Annotated in this window: 14 protein-coding genes and 2 pseudogenes; 4 read left to right on the top strand and 12 right to left on the bottom strand. The window is 51.8% G+C overall.

The genetic code is table 11. The features are described from left to right. Window positions 1-263: 263 nt before the first annotated feature. A complete protein-coding gene (locus tag UNDKW_RS20715; RefSeq protein WP_162060257.1) occupies window positions 264-1115 on the bottom strand; it encodes a sensor histidine kinase in 852 nt (283 codons plus the stop codon). Between the two features lie 239 nt (window positions 1116-1354). Here UNDKW_RS20715 and UNDKW_RS20720 point away from each other — a divergent pair, with 239 nt between their 5' ends. Further along, window positions 1355-2020, top strand: a complete 666-nt coding sequence (locus UNDKW_RS20720) for a response regulator transcription factor (protein WP_162060258.1) — start codon at window positions 1355-1357, stop codon at window positions 2018-2020. Window positions 2021-2134: 114 nt separating this feature from the next. Here the strand turns inward: UNDKW_RS20720 and UNDKW_RS20725 are convergent. Both UNDKW_RS20725 and maiA read right to left on the bottom strand, forming a co-directional pair. Then, window positions 2135-2842: pseudogene (locus UNDKW_RS20725) on the bottom strand (IS6 family transposase). Window positions 2843-2958: 116 nt separating this feature from the next. Further along, complete coding sequence (maiA, locus tag UNDKW_RS20730; protein ID WP_232063067.1) at window positions 2959-3591, bottom strand: maleylacetoacetate isomerase; 633 nt, start codon at window positions 3589-3591, stop codon at window positions 2959-2961. 30 nt (window positions 3592-3621) lie between these two features. Between maiA and UNDKW_RS30620 the strand changes: the two are divergent. Beyond that, a pseudogene (locus tag UNDKW_RS30620) lies at window positions 3622-3742 on the top strand (IS6 family transposase); the annotation flags it as partial. Window positions 3743-4047: 305 nt separating this feature from the next. Here UNDKW_RS30620 and UNDKW_RS20735 read toward each other — a convergent pair. From UNDKW_RS20735 to UNDKW_RS20745, 3 genes are all read right to left on the bottom strand, one after another. Next, on the bottom strand, window positions 4048-7278 hold the full coding sequence (locus UNDKW_RS20735; RefSeq protein ID WP_162060260.1) for a TonB-dependent receptor: 3231 nt from the start codon (window positions 7276-7278) through the stop codon (window positions 4048-4050). Window positions 7279-7732: 454 nt separating this feature from the next. Beyond that, window positions 7733-9277, bottom strand: coding sequence for a glycoside hydrolase 43 family protein (locus UNDKW_RS20740; RefSeq protein WP_197892955.1), 1545 nt, complete (start codon window positions 9275-9277; stop codon window positions 7733-7735). Between the two features lie 68 nt (window positions 9278-9345). Continuing rightward, on the bottom strand, window positions 9346-10923 hold the full coding sequence (locus UNDKW_RS20745) for an alpha-N-arabinofuranosidase (protein WP_162060261.1): 1578 nt from the start codon (window positions 10921-10923) through the stop codon (window positions 9346-9348). Window positions 10924-11525: 602 nt separating this feature from the next. Here UNDKW_RS20745 and UNDKW_RS20750 point away from each other — a divergent pair. Both UNDKW_RS20750 and UNDKW_RS20755 read left to right on the top strand, forming a co-directional pair. Further along, window positions 11526-13181, top strand: a complete 1656-nt coding sequence (locus tag UNDKW_RS20750) for a DUF5597 domain-containing protein (RefSeq protein WP_162060262.1) — start codon at window positions 11526-11528, stop codon at window positions 13179-13181. Window positions 13182-13270: 89 nt separating this feature from the next. Continuing rightward, window positions 13271-14380, top strand: coding sequence for a LacI family DNA-binding transcriptional regulator (locus UNDKW_RS20755; protein ID WP_162060263.1), 1110 nt, complete (start codon window positions 13271-13273; stop codon window positions 14378-14380). Between the two features lie 29 nt (window positions 14381-14409). Here UNDKW_RS20755 and UNDKW_RS20760 read toward each other — a convergent pair whose 3' ends face one another. From UNDKW_RS20760 to UNDKW_RS20785, 6 genes are all read right to left on the bottom strand, one after another. Beyond that, complete coding sequence (locus tag UNDKW_RS20760) at window positions 14410-15684, bottom strand: SGNH/GDSL hydrolase family protein (protein ID WP_232063068.1); 1275 nt, start codon at window positions 15682-15684, stop codon at window positions 14410-14412. Window positions 15685-15728: 44 nt separating this feature from the next. Further along, entirely contained in the window at window positions 15729-17024 is a 1296-nt protein-coding gene (locus UNDKW_RS20765; RefSeq protein WP_232063069.1) for a glucarate dehydratase family protein, read from the bottom strand. A 321-nt stretch (window positions 17025-17345) separates the two neighbouring features. Beyond that, entirely contained in the window at window positions 17346-20234 is a 2889-nt protein-coding gene (locus UNDKW_RS20770) for a glycosyl hydrolase 115 family protein (protein ID WP_162060264.1), read from the bottom strand. A 258-nt stretch (window positions 20235-20492) separates the two neighbouring features. Further along, window positions 20493-21542 carry an aldose epimerase family protein gene (locus UNDKW_RS20775; RefSeq protein ID WP_162060265.1) on the bottom strand — a complete coding sequence of 350 codons (1050 nt, stop codon included), beginning with the start codon at window positions 21540-21542 and terminating at the stop codon, window positions 20493-20495. Further along, complete coding sequence (locus UNDKW_RS20780; protein ID WP_304941492.1) at window positions 21532-22767, bottom strand: DNA-binding transcriptional regulator; 1236 nt, start codon at window positions 22765-22767, stop codon at window positions 21532-21534. The genes UNDKW_RS20775 and UNDKW_RS20780 overlap by 11 nt, the downstream gene beginning before the upstream one ends. Before the next feature lie 167 nt (window positions 22768-22934). Continuing rightward, a complete protein-coding gene (locus tag UNDKW_RS20785; protein ID WP_162060267.1) occupies window positions 22935-25355 on the bottom strand; it encodes a glycoside hydrolase family 3 N-terminal domain-containing protein in 2421 nt (806 codons plus the stop codon). Window positions 25356-25567: the final 212 nt, after the last annotated feature.

The following is a 25567-nucleotide window of genomic DNA, read 5'->3' on the forward strand; positions in this document are numbered from 1 at the left end:
ACACTGAAGGCCCCAACTGCAACGACACCACCCAGCAAGACCTTGCGCCGCTGATGGTCCACTGCCATTCCGTCGTTTTTTGTTTCCATGAGTTTCTCCATTTGCATCAATAAAGTAGAAGGGCTGTCCCTGCCGGCAAGCAAGTCAAGGCACAGCCATGCGATAGAGCAAATTGTAGGAAACTTGCAAGAAATGCACATCGCTCTAAAGCGGGGGGAGCGACTAATCATTTTGGGTAGTTTTTACACGCGGCGGCCGAAGCGCTATTGCAGGTACAACTGTCTAAACAGAAATCGCCAGGTAGCAAAACGGCACACAGCACTCCGGTCGCCCGACATTTCAGGATTACGCATAATCAGCGACAATTCGCTCCCTGCAATGTCGCCACTCCAGATTTCCAGCCTTGCCTGGAGGTCACTGGCATGCGCCAGTATTTGTCGCAGGCCTAAAAAACCGCACGCGTCCGAAACGCCTGGCGCAAGTCTTGTATAGCCCTGACCGTCATCGCGGATACGTAATCCAACAAACCCGAATGTGTAACAAAGCTCCACTTCCACCCTGCGCGCATGAGCGTAAAGCGCGGCATTGATCATTGCTATACGAGACAGTTGATAAATGGCATAGTGCGTGGCTGAAGTGGCGGGCTGCGCTTGTCCACCGATGATCACACAAAAACTGGTCCGGCTATTTGCCACCAGACCGAATGCCAGTTCAAGGAGCGACTGTTCGAGTTCACTGCCCGGCCGGGAGTCAATTTGCTCATCCAGAATGGCTCGCCGCCCTTGCGCCAGCATGCTCTCTGCCTGGTCCAGCAGAGTTTCAATCTGTTCGCGGCTCCTCCCTTCCGGCGGCAACTGGCTTGCAGTTGCCTGCAGACTCAACATCAGGCCCTGCACACCCTGTATCAGGGTGTCGTGCATCTCTGCCAACCCTGGATTATCATGTGACCATCGTTGGTTCAAAACCGCTGCACGCAACATACCGACCTGAAACAAGAAGTAAATGCATACACTAAGCACCACCAACGCCAAGGTCGATTGCCAGGGCAACATCGCGCTGTAGTAAGCATGTGAATCGCAGATCGTGCAAAAAACCGGAGATGTAGCAAACAACATGCTGTCCTGGTTTTGTAAGTGTGAAAGCAGCAATGTCGTCCCAGTGACGCAAAAGTGTCAATCACCCTTAGGAGTAATTGACAGCAATCTCCGTGGATTATTGCGCTGTCATTTTTTGATGGTGCCAATACCAGTTTTGCTAAACGATGCTATATTGCACTTTTTAACAAATACTGCGGATGTCGGGCTTTCCCTTTCAGTGGAAGCAGGCTCCCAGGTCCATTTTGCAAACAGGAATCATGGAACATTGCGAATCGACCATACCAATTACGATATTGTCAGTGGATGATCACCCGCTGTTCCGCCAGGGCATCGCCAGCGTCATCGACAGCCAGGCAGATATGCGCCTGGTGGGCGAAGCCACTAATGGCAATGAAGCACTGGCCAATTACCGCGTCTTGCGCCCTGATGTCACGCTCATGGATATACAGATGCCGGACATGAACGGCATCGATGCCACCATCGCCATACGCCAGGAATTCCCGCATGCCAGAATCATTATCCTGACCACCTATGAAGGAGATGTACGCGCCCTGCGTGCCGTCAAAGCGGGGGCCGCTGGTTACCTGCTCAAGAGCATGTTGCGCAAGGACTTGCTTGACACCGTGCGCCAGGTCTACAGTGGCCGCCGCTGCATCCCCGCCGACATCGCCATGGAACTGATCTCCCCCGCCAGTGGCGATGCACTGAGCAAACGGGAGATAGAAGTACTCAAGCAGGTGGCCGACGGCAAATCCAACAAGCGCATTGCCCTCAACCTCGCCATCTCGGAAGATACCGTCAAAGCCCATGTCAAAAACATCCTGGCAAAACTGAGCGCCAGCGATCGCACCCACGCCGCCGTGCTGGCCCTGCAACGCGGCATTATTGATTTGAATTGCCCGCAACAACCTCACATCGTTTAATGTAGGTCAGAATTGATAGTGCTCAGCCGCGGTATTGTCAACTTATTGAACGGAGAGGGCGAGTTGTACAATCCAGGCGAACTTGCATCTGCCCGGGTACCACGGTGTCACGGATTAGGCATTTTTTGCTACGTCGGTGACCTCATCCCATATAGAAAATGCCTGCTTACGGACGTGCCGGTACTGCTCCGCTGTCAAGCGGTTCCACTGACACCGGAAAGCATTGTTGATCGGGCCATGCGCCGACAAAAAACGTTGAGCGTGGCCGGATGAATTGAAGCGCCGCATCTGTCGTTCTCGTTGCCGCGTCGGTTGATACGAGAGTTCTGCCCGGTTATTGAGACCTTTGTGTTGGCGATGCTCGACACCCGGCATGATATGCATCTTCGCCGCTACATAGCTCTTCAGCTTGTCAGTAATTAGCACCCGTGGTGCATAACGCGAGCCCTTGAGCAGCTTGCGGAGAAAACGTTTTGCTGCCAGCTGGTTGCGCCGACTCTGCATCAGAATATCGAGCACATGACCGCTCTGATCGACTGCACGCCAGAGGTAATGGTGCTTGCCCTTGATTGTTAGCATCACCTCGTCGAGATGCCATTTGTCCCCGTGCTACGGGTGACGCAGGCGAAGTCCATTGGCATAGGCTTTGCCGAACTTTAACGTCCATTGGCGGATCGTCTCGTACGTGACGATGATGCCACGGCTGGCCATCAGCTCTTCCATGTCGCGAAAACTCAGCGCGAACCGGAAGTAGAGACACACAACACGACTGATGATTTCTGCCGGGTAGCGGAAGCCGCGGTAAAGTGGGAATTTTTTCATCTCGCTACTTTACAAAATTTCCCCGCCGCCCGTAAGTTGACAGTACCCGCTCAAGATATGATGACCCAGAGAAAGGTGAAGCTAGTCCCTATACATCCGATAAACTCTGGCTGAAATTACTCTGTGTCTGGTTGGATTCCAGGATGCGCCAATTCAAATGCTTTTAGCATCTCACATTCATGCGCAATTGCTAGCAAGGTCGGGTATGGTGCGAGATCTACATCAAAGCGCCTGGCATTGAATAACTGAGGGACAAGACAACAGTCTGCTATTGTTGGTGTGTTTCCACAAATAAATTGCCCTCTCTTGGGCGAATTCAAAATAGTCTTTTCAAGAGCCTGCAAGCCCAGTTCGTTCCAGTGACGAATCCAGCCTTTTTTCGCGTCATCAGTCAGTTTGAGCTCTTCTGTCAAATATTTCAGCACACGCAGGTTATTCACGGGATGCATCTCGCATGCAATTGCATTCGCTATCTGCCTTACGTAGGCCCTGTCCTCGGGCGCTGATGGCAATAACGGATGCTCAGGATACATTTCTTCAAGATATTCAATGATGGCGAGTGACTGGCTAATACTGTTTCCATTTTCAAATAGTAGTGGAACCAGTTGTTGTGGATTTAGCGTTCGAAAGTCATGCGAAAATTGCTCGCCTCCATGTCTATTCAAATGCACGGCGAGATACTCGAATGGAAGCGATTTCAGATTCAGTGCTATACGAACCCGATATGAAGAAGAGCTATGCCGCAGCAAAAACGTAAATCGTGCCGCGTGTGGAGCATCCGCCAACACAAAGGTCTCAATAACCGGGCAGAACTCTCGTATCAACCGACGCGGCATCGAGAACGACAGATGCGGCGCTTCAAGTCATCCGGCCACGCTCAGCGCTTTTTGTCGGCGCATGGCCCGATTAACAATGCTTTCTGGTGTCAGCGGAACCGTTTGACTGCGGAGCAGTACCGGCACGTCCGTACGCAGACATTTTCTATATGGAATGAGGTCGCCGACGTAGCAAAAAAGCCTAATCCGTGACACCGTTTTACCCGGGCAGATGCAAGTTCATCTGGAATTGTACAACTCGTTGTCCCGGTTCAGCTAGATGACAATGCCAATAGCCCCACCCCTCACTCCATCCAGATGATGGATAGAGTGAGTTGTCGCATCTATTAACCTGTGGAGACTATTTGGATTAGCTGCAAACCTCTACATTTAAAAAGTCGTACGCATAGACAAGGTGTAAGCCGCACCCGGTTTGTATTCATCAAATATGGCATTGCTGAATTGCGTATATGACTGACTGATGGCTTTATTGGCATTCCACACACTCAGTGTCAGTTCTGTGTTGTAGGGAAAACCAAACAAGGTCTTCAGATTGGCACCGGCTGACAAGTCAACTTGCGAACGCGAAGTTGTGTAGGCATAGGCGCCGCCAGCTACGTTCAGGCCAGTACTGGTATTGACGACATGACCAGCAGTGTATTGACGTGAAATGCGGAAGTTCAGGCCATTGCGTTCGTAGTAAAGCGTCAGGTTACTGGTACGGGGTGGCACACCTGCAACTGGCGGTGCATTTGGTGCCTCATCCTTTTGCGAGGTGTAGGTGTAATTCGCCGTAAAACCAAAACCCTTGACTGGCAACATATCCAGCGGCTGCTGCCATGTCAGTTCTATGCCCCTTACCTTGAGCTTGGTGTCGATGTTGTAAGGCTCGGTGATTTCAACCAGATGCTTGTCACGTCCGCCACTGGCATCAACTGACTGTTGTTGTGCAGCTGTCAAACCCACGGTACCGAACATCGCATCCAGTTGTGACAAGGTATAAGTGCTGATGCGTTGTCCCGGACGGCTGACGATGTCTTTGGCAAAGACACTGGCCGACACATAGGACTCGCGGGTCATGTAATACTCCAGCCCCAAATCCAGATTATTCGCACCGAAAGGTTTGAGGTTGGGGTTGGTCACATTACCCTGACGTGCGCCCTGGTCACCCATGGTCAACATGGTTTGACGCAGATCAGCCGGGTTGGCACGTGTCAGGGATTTGGATCCTGAAGCGCGGAAAATCAAAGCAGGCGTGATGTTATACGCAAGTGTGGCCGAAGGCAGCACGTTGCTGTATTTGGTTGTTTCATAAGCCCAGACACCGATATTGTCGTACTGCCCGCCATTCTTCAAATCGACATTGCGCGGATCAGCCACCACGCTCAAAGCACCGATAGTCTGCTGGGTTTCAGAATAACGTACCCCGGCGTTGTAGCGCAAAGTGCCATCGAATAGCTTGGTACGACCATTCGCCTCAGTATAAAAACCACTGACGACTTCGCGGATATAGCCACCACTGCCATTGGCGAAACCCTTGTAAATATTATCGCGGAAATATTGATAGTCGGTGTCTTGCGCAAACTTGGGCCAATTCACACTGATGAAACCATGGTTGCTCGCATAAGCATAATTTGGTACACCAGCATTGGTGACTACCGAGCCTTGATAAGTCAGTGGCGTTGTCAGGCCTGCCGTAGAGCCCGTGCCATAACCAGGATAAGCAGTGGCGGCATCTGTCATCGCGCCAGGTGTGCTGCGTCCATCGCAACCTGGTTGACGAATCTGGGTGTTGGGTGCGAAGAAACGGTAGCTGACGTTATTACCGCAAGCGACATTCATCCATGCATCTGCCACGCCATAGCTGCGGTAACGGCGTTCGATATCGTCGTACGCCACACCACTCTTGATACTGAAACTGCTATCACCCCAATTGACATTCAGGCGTGTACCCTTGGTCGAATTGGTGCGCTCATACAGATCCATGCGCAAACCCGACAGGCCCTGGCCAGCCTGGTTCCAACCAAAATTTGTAGGGTCGTTAATGTCAAGGTTAGCCGTATATGTCGGTGACTGACCAGCGACAGTATTATTGTAAGTAATCACCGAATTGGGTGACTTGGTGGCCAGCAGCACCGTTGGCATATCGCGAAAGAAGGTGCTGTTTGTGATATTGAGATGACCGTCTATCGTCCAGTTGTCATTCGGACGGAATTCGAAGCCAGGGTTAAAGCTGCGGAATTTCGTTTTTTCTTCCATGGGCCGGAATTCCAGTGCCCAGAAAGTGTTGGCGAAGATAGCTTTGTTCAGCACGCAACCAGTCGTACAATCGCTGCGGTCAAATTCCATGCCTATGGGGATGACAGTATTGGCACGGGTACCGGCATTCATCGCCTCATAGATCATCTTGTTGTTCTTTTGGGCGAACACCATGTCCATGTAGATATCGAGCTTGTCATTAGGTTGCCATTGCAAGCTGATGACTTCACCGGCACGCTTGCGCTCACCTTCGTATATCAGGTGGCGACCCAGGCGAGCCATGAGGGCATTGTCAATTTGCTGTATGGTGGCGCCAGGGTTCAAGGCCAGTAACATGGCGCGATCTATCTGCTTGCCCGGTACCAGGATGGAGCGCGCATAGTCGGGCAAATTATTGAGTGCCAGACCTGAGGGTACTGTGTCAGGCGTAGATTGCGAACCACCACCGGTACTGTTGGGCTTGTCTGCTGCAGTCGCCTGGAAAGACTTCAATTGCAGGTTGCGCATATCCACTGACTGGAAACCATCGGTCTTGTATTTGGTATCGCCAAAAGCTGCACCAACCAGGACACCGAACTTGCCGAAGGTATTGCTATTCCAGGTATTACTGACCAGGGCCGAGCCTGTGGTGCCAGCTTTACCGCTTTGATCGCGGTAATTGCCACTCAGTGTGAATGCAGAACGGAAACCGTTCTTGTCAAAAGGACGCACGCTGCGCATATCGACCGTACCAGCAATACCACCTTCGATCAGGCTGGCTTGCTGGCTTTTGTAAACACTGGCGCTACGGAATAATTCAGACGGCAGGAAGTCCATATCGACTTCGCGGTTGGCGCTGATGGAGCCGCCCCAGCTACCTGCCGAGGCAGATGCCATAGGCGCGCCGTTCAGCAAGACCCGCGTGAAAGCCGGGCCCATGCCACGGATGGAAACATTCAGGCCCTCGCCATCGATTTCTGCCCTGGTCACCTTGACGCCAGGAATGCGACCCAGCGCATCGGCAATATTAGGATCTGGGAACTTGCCCATGTCTTCAGAGAAAACGGTATCACTGAGACCGACGTTTTCAAGTTTTTCATTGGCGGATAAGGCGAGCGAACTGCGGTAACCACTGACTGTCACTGTAGGCACATGGCTTTTTTCCTTTTCAGCTTTTTCTTTTTCGGCTTTCGCTTTTTCAGCTGCCAGCTTTTCGGTATTTTCTGCGCTAGCAGTCGATGTCGGCGCCGGGCTTGGTGCTGTCTGAGCTGCCTGTCCATAGGCACTGGAAATCAGGCCAGCAAGGACCGTGGTGACAAAGACTTCGCCACCTGTGCAGAACCGACGCTTACCGGTACCAGCTCCCTTCAATTTTCTATTCATGCTTGTCTCCTGTATATGGCCTCTGGTGCCATTGTTGTTTGCGCCTTTATTGGCGCATCGATTTTTCTATTTTTTTCTATTGATGACGAAATACAATTACTAGTAACGCAAACAGCGGATACTCATTCTTTTGATGACCGGTCGCCTTATGAACTTGCGTCACCATTAATTTTCTGTTTTTTTGCAACAGGATTTAAGAAATATGTTTGCGCTAAACAATACTACCCAAATAAATAATAGCGCTACCATTTGCATGGTGGATGTTTTGCAATCGCACGTCAATTCCCTTCTTTAGCTGCGTTGTTGCAGTGATACGGAAAAATAACTACATCTTCAACAATTTTGTTTTTTGCGAAAGGCATAGATATCTTATGCTATATTCAAATCAAATTGTTTGCGCTAACATCAATATTTTAAAGCGTGCTTTTCCAAGCCATGCAGCAAAGATTTTTAGTTAGAACGAGGGTTGTTTGGTAAAACGGAATGCATCAACATCGATATAACCCTGGCCTGGATGTGGGTTATAACAAAACAGGGCAAACTGCTGCCCCTGGAAAGTGCCAGTGCGCCAGTCATAAGCCAGCTCGAAGCTGCCGCCCATCACATGCCAGGCCTTGCCATCCAGGCTATAAGCAACTTCCGCCTGGTTCTTCCTGAAATCCATGTCAGTACGCAAATGAATTTTATTCACAGCAACAGGCAGCGATGGCACCCGCACTTCAGTCTGCCGCCCTATCGCGGCATCTTCTATCACTTGCATGCTCAGGAATAATTTATCCGCCGCGTCACGCTGAATGACGATATGTCCATTGAATTTTCCCAGCGTACCAAACCCGCACATATCGCCAGCCTGCAGATTGCTGGCATCAATTTCAACTTCGCCGCGACTCCATGGCCCCTGGCCTTTCTGGGTAAGCGTGTTACGCGCAGTCCAGAACTCATTTGCCTGCACAGGCTCTAACCTCAAGTAACCGCGCCTTTCACGCAAGGACCAGCGAGTATCATCAGGATTATGGTTCCACTGCCACTGCAGACCCAGCACAGGTGCACTGAAATCGTCTGAAGTTGCCAATTGTGTGACTGGCTTGCCCTGGACAGGTTTGATGGCGCTGACGGGCACTCTGCCCGGAGCTTCTTTGGTACCCCACACCGGCCAGTCATCTTCCCAGAAAACCGGGCTGATATTAGTCATGCGCCCGATAGCACCGGCGTCAACCATTACAAAGCCATACCAGTTACCATCAGGCAGATCGACGATACCACCCTGATGCCCGCCGCCACTATCATCAATCTGCGCATGCGACTCCCAGGGGCCATACAGGTTTTTGGCGCGCGATACTATCAGTGTCAGGCTGGCTGGCAGTGCATTGAAGAGGTAGTAATACTCGCCACGCTTGACGAGCCTGGAACCTTCCGCCCCTTTGTAGTAATGAATTTTGCGTGCATCCATCACCTTGCTATAGTCGTTGTTCAAACTCAACAAGGTAACCGTGCCATCCCAGCCGCCAGATGTTGCGATGTACGCCTTGCCGTCAGGCTCAATGAACATGGCGGGGTCAAAGGCTGCGCGATCAAGCTCGTGGTAAGCCCAGGGGCCTTTGATATCCTTGCTGTAATAGATGCGAGTATTTTGCCTGACCGGTGTGACTACCGCATAGAAAACACCCTTATGGTGACGCAGGCTGGCAGCAAATAATCCGCCGCGATAAGCATTGCCATTCTTCAGGTCATATTGCTCCATACCATTGAGTCTGGGCACGATATGCGAAGCAAATTCCCAGTTGACCAGGTCTTTCGAATGCAGCAAGGTGAGGCCAGGACTATTGGCGAATGTGGTGCTGGCAAAATAAAAATCTTCGCCTACGCGGATGATGTCCGGGTCCGGGTAATCAGCATACAGTGGCGGATTGGTATATGTACCATCACCATTATCAGCAGGCCTGGCCTGGGCACCTTGCATGACACCCAGGAAAACACTGAGCACAGCAATCAAACTCACGCCACAGCATCGCTGAATACGATAACGCATAGCATGCATGGCTTGATGAAATAGCGACCCGCCTCCCATCACTGCAAACCCAGTACTGTGACTGATTGCGGTGTCAGTTTCAATGTCATTTGATCGTTGACTATACGGGCTTTCGCTGGCTTGGTAGCAACTGTATCAGGGGCTGCAAATGTATTGACGGCATCAATACGCGGTGCCGTCAGGGTTTCGCCAAGGGCTATGCCGGCTACTGCACCAGATAGCTTGATGGTGATATCAACTGCAGCATTCGGATCAACATTGGTCAGTGCCAGCCATAGCTTGCCAGCTTTATCCCTGGCGGCAATGGCGTCCACCCTCGGCAAATGAATATCTGCAAAAGTATAAGTGCCGGCATCAATACTGACCGGTATCAACTGCGCATCCTGAAATGGCACATACATCTTGAAAACATGGTAGGTTGGCGTCAGCAACATGCGTTCTTTGTCAGTCAGTATCATGGCCTGCAAGACATTCACCATCTGCGCGATATTGGTCATCCTGACGCGATCTGCATGGCGTGCAAAAATATTGAAATTGAGCGCAGTGAGAATAGCGTCACGTTGTGAATTTTGCTGCATCAGAAAGCCGGGCTTACTACCTGGCGCAGGTGCCAGCCACGAGCCCCACTCATCGACCACAAGTGCAATTTTTTTGGCTGGATCATATTTATCCATGATGGCTGCATGGGTCTTGATGAGATCATCCATGCCCACTGTCTCTTTGATGAAACTGGCATATTCATCCTCACCAAAACCAGTTGCCTTTTTAGCCGGAGGCCAACCGTTAACGGTGTATGAATGCAGGGACAAGCCATCAATATTCCAGCTCCACACTTTGTCCCGCCATGCCTTCATGATGGTCTCGGTATATTCCGTCTTGCCGCCGTCTGGACCAACCGCGATCTGCTGCATTTTCTGACCGCTAAGATAGTTGCGGCTGAAGCGAGAATAGATCTTGAGCTGATTCAAATAATAATCAGCACTCATGGCCCCACCACAACCCCAGCTTTCATTCCCTATACCCCAGAACGCCACTTTATAAGGTGCGGGATGCCCATTCGCAGCTCTATCTTGCGCCAGCGCGGTATGCTCGGATGTCATATATTCCAGCCATTCAGCTGCTTCCTGTGGCGTGCCTGTGCCGACATTGGCCGATAGATAAGCTTCAGCGCCGATCTGCTCGACAAAGTCCATGAACTCATGGGTGCCAAAGGTATTTGGCTCGACTACCCCACCCCAGTTGGGATTCAAACCTGCACGCCGCTTATCAGCTGGGCCTATGCCATTACGCCAATGATATTCATCGGCAAAACAACCACCTGGCCAGCGCACTACCGGCACCTTGATCGCTTTCAGCGCTGCCACCACATCATTGCGGATACCGCGTGTGTTAGGGATAGCCGATTCAGCACCTACCCAGACTCCCTCATAAACTCCATGCCCCAGGTGTTCGGCAAATTGCCCGAAGATGTGCCGGTCTATGACAACGCCGGGCTTGCTGGCATCCAGCGTCAGTGATGCACTCTTCACGACGCGAGGAGCATCGGCGGCATGCGTTGTAAATACAGACAAAGCCAGCACCAGCAGCGCAGCCAGACCAGAATAAACTTGCCTCATTGAGTCTCCTGTTTCCTGTAATGATGATTCAGCCAAAATCCAACGAAGCAGAAGTGAACGATTGCCACGATGAATCAGGATAAATGTTAGCGCAAACAATTATATTAATGAATCATGTTAATTGCCATTAAATTCAATGTCGCATAGCACCATGGCATGAAAACCTCCTGGTGAAGATGTGAATTCAGGGCCTAAATTCAGAGTCAAATAATTGAGGTATGCCCACGATAGCAATTGCTGAAATGGCTTCTGCTCTCAATCAGATCTGCTGTTGCACTGCAATAGCTTGCGCGCATGGATAAACTACTTGAATGAAGAAATGTTAGCGTACAACATTAATTTTCATATTTTTATTGACACTCTCTCAATGTAGCTTTTAAACTGGATAATGGTCACGCTAACATCGTGTATTAAGCAAGTACGGAAGTGTTCGGGAAAAATGGGGCTGATTGCCAATATGCAAGCGAAGAATACAAACAGCCTTGAATGTTGTGACGATCGCGTCGCCGTCTACCCCCGCCCGATCCAGAGAAGATAGGGTGGTTTTACCCACCGCCAGTCTGCACGGGCGGTGTTTTTTTACATTGAATGCAAGGTAAGTAATGAAAGCACCAAAACTCCGTACTTATATTTCTGCCTGCGTGCTACTACTGTCCCTGCTGGACTTGCAAGCGGCAGTTGCGGCTGAATCCCTGCCCTATTTGCGCAAACAGGGTACGGCGACGCAACTCATGGTCAACGACCAGGCCTTCCTGATACTGGGTGGCGAACTGCATAACTCGTCAGCATCCAGCCTGACTTATCTGAACAAGCTCTGGCCAGCCTTGAAAGCTGCCGAACTCAATACGGTACTGGCACCAGTGGAGTGGGATCAGATAGAAGCTGTCGAAGGCCGTTTCGATTTCAGTGTATTGGATGGTATGTTGCAGCAAGCCCGCGCCAACAATACCCGCCTGATCTTGCTGTGGTTTGGCGCCTGGAAAAATTCCATGTCTACCTATGTGCCAGCCTGGGTGAAACGAGACCAGCAGCGTTTTCCGCTTGCGCAAAATCGTGCGGGTGCAGCACAGGAAATACTGACGCCCTTTAGCCCAAATACGCTGGCGGCAGATACTGCCGCTTACAAGGCTTTGCTGGCCCATCTCAAACAAGCAGATACACAACGCACGGTGATCATGGTGCAGGTCGAGAATGAAATCGGCATGCTGCCAGACGCACGCGACCATGGTCCGCTGGCTGACACGGCATATAAGGAAGCTGTACCAAAGGCATTGATGGATTATTTGCAAGCCCATCACAGCAGTCTGCATCCGGCTATACAGACACTGTGGACCGCAAATGGCAAGCGCATGAATGGTAACTGGGCCGAGGTATTTGGCAATAGTGTCGCGGCGGAAGAAGTCTTTCAGGCCTGGGCCTATGCCAGCTTTGTCGAAGGCATGACAGCCGCAGCTAAATCTGCCTATCCCTTGCCCATGTACGTTAATGCTGCACTGAACCGCCCGGGCAAGAAACCTGGCGAGTATCCAAGTGCCGGGCCACTGCCACATCTGTTCGACATCTGGAAAGCCGCAGCACCCTCCATCGATGTGCTGGCAATAGATACTTACTTCCCTAACTTCACTGAATGGGCAGTGCAATTCAAGCGCCCGGACAATCCACTCTTCATACCAGAGGCGAATAATGCGGGGCGACATGATGCTGCAGCCAAGGCCTTTTACGCTATCGGCGAACATGATGCCTTCGGTTTCTCGCCCTTTGGCATAGAAGACAGTAACGGCAAAGGAGATGACACCTTGCCACAGGCTTTTCGCGCACTGAAACAACTGGCACCCGTGATAGCTGAGTACCAGGGCAGTGGCAAAATGCGTGGCTTCAAGGCACATGTTTCTTATGACGGCGTGGTGGATTCCACGCCGCAAAAAGTCACCATGGGTAGCTACGCGCTACAGGTTAACCTGAACAAGCAATGGAGCAAAACCGAAAACAAGGACCTGGAAGCGCATGGCGGCTTGATCATCCAGCTGTCAGATACAGAATTCCTGATCGCAGGCACAGGGTTGACGGTGACGTTCAAGGATGCCAGCAATGCCGGAGACATGATAGGTTTTGAAAAAATCACCGAAGGCACTTATGAAAATGGCAAATGGGTGGAAGGGCGCTGGTTGAATGGCGATGAAAGTCATCAGGGCAGGCAGATCATGTTGCCGGATAAAGGGGTGACAATCCAGAAGCTCAAGCTTTACCGTTATCGTTAAGTCTGCCGCTTGTTCGCCCCAGCGATGGCAGCTTGTGGTAAAGTTTGGCGCTAACAAAGTGCCATTTTTCAAACGGATTTCCAAAGCAGATGACGAAAAGCAAGGTGAAACAAGAGGCGGTTGCCATAATTGACAATCGGCAACATGCTCCTACCATGTCTGATGTGGCCAAGCTGGCAGGTGTCTCAGCAATGACTGTATCACGCGTCATGAACGGTGACAGCAATGTACGCGAGCAAACCCGCACGCGCGTTGACGCCGCCATTGCCCAGTTGAACTACATTCCCAACCAGGCTGCCCGCCGTCTGGCTGGCTTGCGACCTATCCGCATAGGTTTCTTGTACAGCAACCCCAGCGCAGGTTATCTGAGCGAATTTTTGGTCGGTCTGCTGAACCAGGTCAGCCCGAATAATATTCAACTCGTCGTCGAAAAGTGTGAAGCTGATGAACATGATGTGGAACAGGCCCAGCGTCTGATCACCAATGGAGTAGATGGCATTATCCTGCCACCACCACTGTGTGACTCCGCTCGCCTGATCGAATTGATTGCCGCTACCGGCACCCCGGCGGTAACTGTGGCTTGCGGCCAGCCAGATCCACGGGTAGGTGGTATCAGCATTGACGACTACGAGGCCGCTTACGCCATGGTCTGCCATCTAGTCGCCCTTGGACATCATCGCATAGGCTTTATTATCGGCCACCCTAACCAGAGTGCCAGTGCCCGTCGCCTGGAAGGCTTCAAAGCTGCCATCGCTGAAAAAAATGTAGAAAGCGCGCCAGAACTGATTACCCAGGGCATGTTCACCTACCGTTCTGGCCTGGACGCTGCAGAAGCCTTGCTGGGCTTGCCAGAACGCCCCACCGCGATCTTTGCCAGTAATGACGACATGGCTGCAGCAGTAGTGTCCATTGCCCACAGGCTGGGGTTGGATGTACCAGGCGACCTGACCGTTGCAGGTTTCGATGATACTTCACTGGCCACCACCATCTGGCCAGAATTGACTACCGTGCGCCAGCCTATTGCCGACATGGCAGAAGCGGCAGTGCAGTTGCTTTTGCAACAGATACGCGGCCAGCGCAATGGCACGCCGCAAGCGCCGGAACATGTACGCATAGACCATACCCTGGTGCGACGACAATCTGACGCCGCACCACGCTTGCGACCACGCACCCAGTTTCTGGCCAAAGTAGCACCTTAGACCCCGCACTCATCGGCACTCATTGGCAATCATCGGCCAATCTCGCATTTCTGCAATGCTGGCAGGGGAACTGCATTCGCCATGGCCAGAAATCCTGCCGGTGAGGGGTGCAGGAAATCACCGTTGTGATAATCCTTGCGTATATATTCGGCCTGCGCAGGGTCGCGGATGGCAGCATCAAAGTCAGCCACCGCATCAAATACCCCTGAATTACGTATCCAGGCATTCACTGCCTGACGGTCTTCTTCATTATTGAGGCCAGGACGATAATAGTCGCTGCCAGTGTAAGGCGTGATGGTTGCGCCAATGACGCAGATGCCGTGCGCATGGGCACGTTCAACCAGCTGACGGTGAGCCGTGAACAAGTCATCCATCATCTTTTTTCTGGCTTCAGGAATGTCGTCACCATTGCGATGCTGCCCACCCAGGTCATTGACGCCTATCATGATAATCGCATGTGTCACGCCGCTGCGTAAAATCACATCGCGATCAAAACGCGATGCCAGATTGGGGCCAGTGCCATCGCGTAACATGCGTCCGCCACCTATCCCGGCATTCAGCACCGCCATGGCAGGCAAGCCCTCTTTCATCAGGCGTGCAGACAGCAAATCAGGCCAGCGGTTATTACCATCGGTCGTGGCACCGTGGCCATCAGTAATCGAATCACCTATGGCAACCACGGCACCAGTATTGCGTGGTGCCTGCACTTCAATATCGGCAATCTGATACCAGTGCGCGACCTTGCCAGCATCTTGCCAGATCGGGTCCAGTATGCGGTTTCCTTTGGTAAAAAAACTATTGGCGCGCGAACCAGGGTGGCTGGTCTGGCGCACCGGTTCGCCCTTGAAATACATGGAAATGGCAAGGTCAGATGCAGGGGCATGCTGCAAATTCACGGCGTCGCTATAGTACTCGCTGCCTGCAGGTATCATGACGCTGCTGCGGCCAGAAAATTTTAGCGCTTGCAGGGTTTCGGTATCAATGTCTGTCTTGCCCGGTGCGATTGCCCTGGCCAGACTGGCACTGTCGATAAACAGCGGCGTACTACCAAATACATTGCTGAAGCGTACACGCACACGGCTGCCACCCAGCGAGACATGGACAATCTGGCGCAAGCTGGCATCACGCCAATTGGCAGCTGGCAGCATATTCTCTGGCTCGGGTATCTGTTGCGCCGAGCCCCAGGAAGAGACCCAATGCCAGTCTGGCTGAGCTGCGGCATGAGCGGTAGTAGTCAGTGACATTGCTGTCGTCAGCAGCAGGCTTGCTGCCAGTGTGTATAACTGTTTTTGTACATGTCTCATTTTTTGTCTCTTATATTTTTTTTTGCAGTTGCTGTTCATCCAGCTCAGAAGCGTGGGCTGCTGCCCTTGAAATCGGGATCATATTTGCGCATCTGCCCCAGGTCGTCGCGGTTGCGTATGCCGCATTCCAGATATTGCTGATGCAGTACCGCCAGTTTGACGTAATCAATTTCCACACCCAGTCCTGGTGTTGTTGGCACGGGCACCGCCCCATCTTCGAAACGCACCCTGTCGCCCTTGATGACGTCTTCTTCCTGCCAGGGATAATGGGTATCGCACGCATAGGTCAGGCCGGGAATGACAGCAGCCACATGGGTCATGGCCATCAGGCTGATACCAAGGTGGGAATTGGAATGCATGGACATGCCCATGCCAAATACTTCACACATGCGTGCCAGTGATACCGTGGCACGCAAGCCACCCCAGTAATGGTGATCAGACAGCAATATGCTCACCGCATGGGTAGAGGCATTGCGTTTAAATTCTTCCATGGTGGTGACCACCATATTGGTTGCCAGTGGTGCTTCGCAATGCCTGGATAATTCGGCCATGCCTATTTGCCCTGGTGTTGGGTCTTCGTAATATTCCAGCAGATCATCCAGCTCTTTGGCTGCTGCGATACTGGTTTCCAGCGACCAGTTTGCATTCGGGTCCAGCCGCAATGGTAGTGTCGGGAAAGCCTGGCGCAAAGCTTTGATGGCAGCGATTTCTTGCGCTGGCAGCATGACACCACCTTTCAGCTTGATACTTTTAAAACCGTATTGCGCGATCATGGTCTGCGCCTGTTTGACGATTTGTGTTGGCGTCAACGCTTCGCCCCAGGCATCTGCCGGATAAGGATTGTCTACGTGTGTGGCATATTTGTAGAACAGGTAGGCGCTATACGGCACCGCCTTGCGCACCGCACCTCCCAGTAAATCTGAGACTGGCAAACCCAGGATCTGGCCTTGCAAATCCAGCATGGCCACTTCCAGCGCACTGATGACCTTGTCTGCATTCTTGTTGGTATGAGAACCCGGTGCCAGTTCTATCTGTACCCCTGCGCCACCGCCAGTGGACAGGATATTCTTACGCACACGCTCTTCCATCAGAGTCAGGTCAAACGGTGTCAGGTCCGTCAGCAAGGTCCTGGCCTGCTCCAGCACCTTTAACATGGGTTGATCACCATAGGTTTCGGCGATACCGATACGCCCATCTGCAGTTTCAACTTCTATGATGCTGCGCAGTGCCCAGGGCTCATGAATACCGCTGGCGTTCAGCAAAGGTGGATCACGAAATGCGATAGGTGTCACACGTACCTGGCGTATCATCATCTTGGCATTGCGAATAGTTTGACTCATTGTTCATCCATGCATAAAAATGGTTGCAAATAATTAGAACTCATTTCATCAATAGGGTGAGTGCGAACAAGACGATTTGGGATGCAGTGCAAGGCCTAAGGTGTGTACCCTGCGCAGCTAAGGCGTCTGCCTTAGCAAGCGGCACAACACAGCAAGGCGCCCAAATCGTCAGTTCCCGAAGGGTTTGCCTCATAACGCGTGCTGGACTGCGTTGGACTCGTTATCAATAGGCAAAGCTATTGACTGCCTCGTCCATAGTTTTACCATTGGCCAGCCCACGTTATGAGGCAAACGCATCTCACCCTATTGATGAAATGAGTTCTAACGCTTCATGCTTTCTTTTGGCCCGATATAACTTGCGAACAAGCCACCCGTATTCACGACTATGCGCTGCAGCGTGACACCGGCATCGATGCCGTAAATACGTATGCGATGCACTCCCGCTTTGGCGATGTGGTGCTTGCTGCTGATTTTACGCATCTCGTTTCGCACCGAGTCTTCCCAGCCCTTTAAACTCATGTCTTTGACTATATTGAAAACCTGGGGTTTTTCATCATCAACGGCGATGGCAAAGCGCAGGCCCGGCCCTTCGGCAAAAGGCAGCGTAGGCGCAAAAACCGTATCGATGCTGACCTCACCAGTCGAATGCAGGTAAGTCGTGTATTCCAGGTAAGGGGCCTGGCTCAGGTCGGTAAAATGTCTGTCGTTTCTGGGGAACACCGCCATGGAAGACAAATGCCGTCCATGTTCAGGAATTTTTTGCCAGGAATACGCGCCCGCATTCTTTGCCTGACTATAGTGTTCTGCCTCTATCGTCACATTGCCATCCGACTCGACAAAACCTTTGTAGTCTTGCGGCAGCGGTGCAGCATTCAAGGCCGACACTTTAATGCTGGCCCCACCCCAGCCCGTGCCTTTGATGTCTATCGTCCCTTCAGCCTTGCCTTTGGGCAGTTTGCCCCAGTCTATGGACACTTTAATGTCCTGGCTGCTGGTCACCTGGCCACTGGTATCGCTGAGGATAATCCAGGGCGCACTGGCCCTGGCGGTGAACTTGTATGTCTTTGTTCCCTTGTTAAACACCGTGATAGTGCGCTGTTGCTTTCCAAAAGGGTCAAAACGTGCCAGTTGATAATTGCCCTGATGCGGCCAGACAGATGCCGCATTCTGTGGCCAGGCGGGTTCAATGTCTTCCACTGCCACCCCCATGTCAGCCCCCGCATGTGGCTGCAGGTCATACAGCAAAGGCATGGTATTGGCGGCGGGCTGGTCCCAGTGTATGTAGCCAATATGGGTCTGGTCCATGAAGTGCTGCCACTTGCCATGGCCAAGTTCGGTATCGTACTGGCGCTGCAAATCTGCATCGGCTTTAAACAATGCACGCGCCTTGTCCGCATAATTGTTTGCATAAGCCCGGCCCTGCCTGGCATACAAATGATTTTTACCCACCATGTCATACATCTCGGTGACGATGGCACTGGCTTTGACCGGGTGCAGCACCAGCTGGAAAAACGCATCCCTGTAGTCTGCTGGCATCTTTGCATACAGTGCTTCAGCCCTGCTGCGCAAATCCCTGATCTCTGCCGTCACGCGGTCAGCTTCATCGTAATGCAACTGGCTATAGGTGGTCGGATCTTGCAGTTCTGGCTTGCGGCGGTAATTATGGCGTGAATAACCGGTCATCAAGGCGGCGATTTCTGCGGCATGTTCCGCACCAAATTCACGTTCTGCCCACAGCTTGCCAAATTCGGGGATGCGTTCTTTCGGCCACTGCTCCGGGTTCCAGGCCATGCGCAAGAAAAACTCTATGGGATATTCCATGGGCTTCAAATCGCCGACATTGACTATCCATATCTGCCTGGCGTCAAAATGATAGGCCAGGTCCATTTGCTCCCATACCTTGGCAATGGAATTGGTATTGATCCAGCGGTAAGAACGCGGCCCACCGACATAATCAAAATGGTAATAGACACCAGCACCACCGGCGCGCTTGCGTTCTTCCGGCTTGGGCAGGCGGCGGATATTGCCCCAGTTATCATCGCACCATAGCAAGGTCACATCATCCGGCACGCGCATGCCTTTTTCATAGTAGGTCTGCACTTCTTTGTACAGCGCCCAGACTTGCGGTACCTCAGTGGCTGGTTTGTCATGTACCTTGCTGATGATCTGGCGCTGGTCCTTGACGATGTTTTCCAGCAGCGAGATATTTTCGCTTTCCGACATCGGTTCATCTCCGTCGCCACGCATGCCTATGGTGATCAGGCTTTCCTGGCTCTTGTTGCGGGCAACGCCGCCTTCCCAGAAGGGATAGAGTCTGGCTTTATTGTTTTGGTAATCCCATTTACCGTTTTCTGCCGTCCACTCCTTGTGGGCACGCATCATGGGTTCGTGATGTGAAGTACCCATGATGATGCCGACTTCATCCGCCAAAAAGCGGTTTTGTTCATCGTCGACATTAAAGGCATTGTTCCACATGGCGGGCCACAGGCAATTGGCCTTCAGGCGCAGCAGCAATTCAAACACTTTGCCATAAAACTGCTGATTGTAATTGCCGTAATTCTTGACGACCCAATTCGTCAACGCCGGTGCTTCATCATTCAAAAAAATGCCGCGATATTTGATCTTGGGAATTTCCTGCACCAGGGTATTCTTCTGGATGGCGATACTGCTCTTCTTTTTCAAAGGTACATCCGCCCACCAGTACCAGGGTGATACACCTATCTGTTCAGACAGGTCATACACACCATACACACCGCCGCGTTTATTGGCACCGATAATCACCAGCGCCTGCGCCACATCCAGCAAGGGGTTTTGTACCGTCACCAGTTGATAGGCATCCCATTGATTCACAATGCCGCTGACATCAATCTTATGCGACGAAATCAGTTGATCAATGAGCTTGCTTTTTCCTATGGTGCCAACGATGACAGCTTGCCCCTTCAGGCTTTGCACATCATTGGTGATGGCAGGCTTTTTACCTGTAATGCCTTCTATGTCTTTTTGCAGATTAACTACTGCACGCTGGACACCGGCATAATCAGCCACATCAACATACAGAGTGGCTGCGCTGCTGGCGTTGACCAGGACCAGATCACCAGCGACAGCAGCTTCAGTGACATAGGGTTTTTCACCAAGAGCAAAGCAATTATTGGCCGCAGTCATGAAAAGATAAGCGGTAGCAAATATCAGTTTTGAAAACTGTCTGCTCATACGAGCACGGTGGCGTGCACCTGTTCATTAATTTGCATTTTTTTGTCTCAATTCTCGTTTCAATTTATAGTTTATTTTTATAAGCTACAAATTCCTGTTCTGAATTTGTGCAAGCTTAACAATGAACTCCGCCACTCTTTTGTGCAATTATGAAACTCACCAATCACGATCATGATTACACGCAGCCAGTTTCAGGCCCCGGATGATACGGTAGACGGACGTAGCAAGACAGGCTGATGAAATACTGCCAGCTTCGTTTCAGCTTTGCAGTGAAATTCTGTAGATCGTGGTTTGGCGATACACTTCGCCTGCGCGCAAGATCACCGCTTCTGCATATGGCCCATTGATTTGATTGGGATAAGCATGCGCCTCAAGGCAAAAACCATCATGTACCGCATAGTCACGCGCATCACGCCCGGCTACGCCGTTGAGGAAATTACCGCTATAGAATTGCAGGCCAGCCTGGTCGGTGGAAACGGATAATTTACGTCCTGAGCCGGGGTCGTACACAGTGGCCACTTCACGCACAGTGCCAGGTTTTCCATTCAATTCTGCCTGCACGCAATAACAATGATCAAAACCGCCTGCCATCAAAATCTGCTGGTCTGGCCATGTCAGCCTTGGGCCTATGGGTGCGGGCTGGCGAAAGTCAAAGGCACTACCAGCGACGGAAGCCAATTCGCTGGAGATACCCGCTGCATCTATCTTCAGGTAATGCGATGCATCAATAAACAAAAGCTGGTCTTTGATATCAGAAGTGCCCGCATTCAGGTTGAAGTAGGGATGCGAAGTCAGATTGATCGCTGTTGGCGCGTCAGACCTGGCTTCATACTCTATGCTCAGGCTGCCCTCATCATCCAGGCGATAGACGACCTGCACTTCAAGATTGCCGGGGAAACCAGCATCGCCATCAGCCGAAGTCAGCAACATGCGTATGCCATCTGTCTCTTCCATGACATCCCAGCGGGCGGTATGAAAGCCGCTATTACTGCCATGCAGATGATGATCGCCATCATTGCAGTCAACTGAAAAATTGCTGCCATCGATGGAAAAATGTCCACCTGCAATGCGGTTTGCCCAGCGACCTATGATGGCACCAAAATAATAGGGGTTTTGCTGATAGCTGTGGGCATCTGCATACGCCAGCAAGACATCACCTATGCGGCCATATCGGTCAGGCGTCAGCCATGAAACCAGCGATGCACCCCGGTCGCTGATACTCAACTGCATATCATGCGCATTGCGCAGGGTATAAATATTTTCATCTGCTGTTTTGACAGTGCAGGAAACTAGCTTTTTATTCGTCATCACTTTGCTCGGCAAGTTGAGTGTGTGGATGTGGCAGGCCTGCGGCATTCGCTTCTACCTGCGTCAGGCTTTCTTGATATTTGCGCGGTGTACAACCCAGTTCCCGTTTAAAAACGGCATGCATATACTGTATGGTGGTAAAGCCGCAACTGACTGCAACGTCGGCAATACTCGATTGCCCGCTAGCCAGCATGGCTTTTGCTGCCTCCAGCTTGAAATGCAAAATCTCGTCATGGACGCTGCGCCCCAGCTCTTGCCGGAAATAGGATTCCAGTGAAGAACGGGATATGCCGACATAGTCAGCCACCTGCTCGGTCTTGATACCCTGGCAGGCATATTGGCGGATGAAATGACGTGCCTGCATCACGTGCGGATGCTTGGGTGTTTCAAAGCGCGAAGAGGTCAGGACATTGATGCCAACCGGCGGCACCAGTATCCTGGTGCTGGCAATGCGGGCGCCGTTCAACATCTGATGCAAGAGATGGGCGGCAGTGCGCCCCATTTCCTCTGCCCCCTGCATGACAGAACTCAGTGGTATCCGGGTCAGCATGCGCGCCAGCGGATCATTGTCTATGCCTATCAGGGCGACTTGCTCTGGTACAGCGATACCCGCAATCAAACAGGCCTGCAATAATTGCCTGGCGCGTGCATCTGTTACCGCGATGATACCTACTGGCTTGGGCAAACCTTCCAGCCATTTGATCAATTGCTCGACCGCTTCATCCCAGGATGGCGCGCTGGTAATCTGGCCGCGATAAATTTCTCCCGTCAGGCGATCACGTTTCATCAGATCGCAGAAGGCATTTTCACGCTCCTGCGCCCAGCGATTTTCCGGTGCTTCTGGCAAACTGAACAAGGCAAAGCGCGGCAAGCCTGCCTCAATCAAATGATCATAGGCAAGCTTGATAAGTTTGAAATTGTCCGTCGCCACATAAGGAACACCCTGTGGATAATGATCCTGGTTTTCGTAGGAACCACCGACAGCCACCACTGGCACCCGGCTATGCGACAAGGCTTCACAAACGACAGGATCGTCAAAGTCGGCAATGATGCCATCGCCCTGCCAGCGTTCTATCCCATGCAGGCGGGCACGAAAATCTTCTTCCAGAAACAAATCCCAGGACACCCTGGTTGAACTCAGGTAAGAGGCAACCCCGGCAATGATTTCCCTGTCATAGATTTTGTTTGCATTGAACAATAAGGCTATCCTATGCGAGTTGGGCATCTTCATATTCGGTCTTCTCCATGGGCGACGGCTTGCTTGCCATACTTTTTGTATTGTACTGCCTTCCCTTTTCTTCTCTTTTTATTTCAAAGAATTTAAAGGAATGCCAGCACTGGCAAGGGCAACATCCAATCGACATAGATTCTTTTGACTACTCCTTTTAATATTCAGACCACCATCAATTTGACTGATTTAAGATCAACACTGCTGGAACCTGCATGTATGGTGAAGCTGCCAGGCTCCACAACGCGTTTCATGTCCATGTTATAAAAAGACAAATCTGCTGGTTTGATATCAAAAGACAAAGTGCGTTTTTCGCCCGGATTCAAGCTGACGCGTTTGAAGGCTTTCAATTCCAGTACTGGCCTGGTGACAGAACTGAAATCATCGCGAATATAGATTTGCACGACTTCATCGCCCTTGACGGCACCGGTATTGCTGACATCGACTTCGACTTTGGTGCTATCGCCAACACCCATCGTGGCCCTGGACAAGCGTGGTTCTGAAATACTGAACGAGGTATAGCTAAGGCCAAAACCGAATGGGTACAAGGGTTTGGTCGATGCATCCAGATAACCACGGCGTGCCGACGGTTTGTAGTTGTAATAAATCGGCAACTGACCGACATTGCGCGCAATCGACACCGGCAATTTGCCACCTGGGTTGACCCGGCCAAATAAAATGTCCGCCGCTGCAAAGCCGGTTTCCTGCCCCATGTACCAGCCTTCTACCAGCGCGTCTGCGCGTTCGGCCAGCAGGTTGACGGACAGCGGGCGACCATTCAGCAAGAAGACGACGGTCGGTTTGCCCAGATCAAAAATCGCTTTGGCCAGGTCATTTTGCTGGCCCATCAAATCCAGGCTGGCACGGTCACCCAGATGGTTATCGGCCCAGGCTTCACGGCTGGTTTGTTCATTGTCGCCCAATACCATGATGATGGTATCGGCAGATTTGGCCGCCTCTACCGCTTCGGCAATCAGCTTGGCATTCACTGCCGGTGGCGTGAATTTGACTTCATCATGTCCCCAGACATGACCGCCTTCGGTGATGCGCACACCTTCGGCATAACTGAGTTCAAAGCCCTGTGCCCGGCTTTCCGCCTGCAAGCCTTCGTAGATGGATACCACATGACGCGGGATGTCAGAATACCCGCCTATAGGACAATCCTTGGCGTGTGTACCCAGCAACACGACTTTGCCGACCTTCTTGCCGTTCAGCGGCAGCAAGCCCTTGTCATTTTTAAGCAGGACCACGGAACGGGTGGCAGCTTCACGCGCCAGTGCCACTGCGTCTTGCGTAGCAGTCAGTTTGTCAGCAATGCTGGCATCGACATAGGGGTTTTCAAACAGACCAGCCAGGAACTTAAGTTCCAATACCCGGCGCACGCAGCGATTGATTTCTTCTTCAGAAACACGTTTTTCCTTGACCAGTTCTGCCAAGGTGCGATAAGCCAGGCCATCCGGTGTTTCTATATCGACACCAGCCTTGATGGCGCGCAGCGCTGCTTCTTTGGGATTGGGCACCAGCTTATGCCTGATCACCAGTTCATTGATGCCAAAGTAATCGGATACCAGCGCACCTTTAAAGCCCCATTCTTCACGCAAGACCTTGGTCAGCAACCAACGATTCGCATGCGAGGGAACGCCGCCGATTTCATTATAGGAAGGCATTACGGCACTGATATTGGTTTCACGCACCAGCTTTTCAAAGGGTGGGAAAAATTCTTCGCGCAAGGTACGCTCACTGACTTCTGCCGGGCCGATGTTGGTGCCGTTTTCTGGCTGGCCGTGGCCCGTCATATGCTTGAGCGTGGCAAATACCTTGTCTTTCGCCAGTTTCTTATCTTTGCTCATGGGGCCCATGAAGCCGATCACCGCAGCCTTGCCCATTTCGCCGCACAGGTGCGGGTCTTCGCCATAAGTTTCTTCTATGCGGCCCCAGCGCGGCTCACGTGCCACGTCGACCACAGGTGCCAGCGCAAAATTGGCACCGCGTGCACGCATCTCGCGTGCAGCCACGCTGAAGATTCTGGTCGCCATATCCGGGTCGAACGAAGACGCCAACCCTATCGCCTGCGGGAAGCAGGTGGCATCACGCGCGACATAGCCATGCAGGGCTTCTTCATGCATGAGCAACGGAATGCCCAGGCGCGTCTGTTCTACGGCCCATTTTTGCACGGCATTGACATAGGTGGCCGTTTGCAAGGCATTGCGGTTTGGCACCGAACCATCATCACCTGCGCCAGTAGCCTTGGCTATGCCCTGATGGTCGGACGGACGTGCCATCATCCCCAAACCATGAGGATAGACTGTGCCTGCCTTGGTGACGGAAAAATCGCCATTGGCTTCCTGTATCAGTTTTTTGTCTTGCCATACGCATTGCATCTGCATGATTTTCTCATCCAGGGTCATACGCCCCAGCAGATCTTCAACACGTGCTGCCAGCGGTGCAGCAGCATCTTTGTAAATGGGTTTAGATCCAGCTTTTGCGGTAGCCGCCCACCCCAGAGCTGGTGATAAAACTGCCCACCCGGCCAGACCGGTCAAGCCAGACATGGATGCCAGGAATTGCCTGCGTTGATTACTCATTGAATCTGTCTCCATCTATTTTTTATTTTTAAACCGTCAGGTCATGACACAGGCCAGCTATTGCCTGATGACTGCCATCCCATCTTGCATGCAAAACCAGGCAGACACAATTATGAAACTCACCAAGCCGCGTCATGATTACAAATGAGATGCGCGCAAATAAAAAAAGGCGATCCCTATGAAATCGCCTGTCAAGGCAAGGAAATCCTTGC

This window comes from Undibacterium sp. KW1 (assembly GCF_009937955.1).
Taxonomy (GTDB): Bacteria; Pseudomonadota; Gammaproteobacteria; order Burkholderiales; family Burkholderiaceae_D; genus Undibacterium.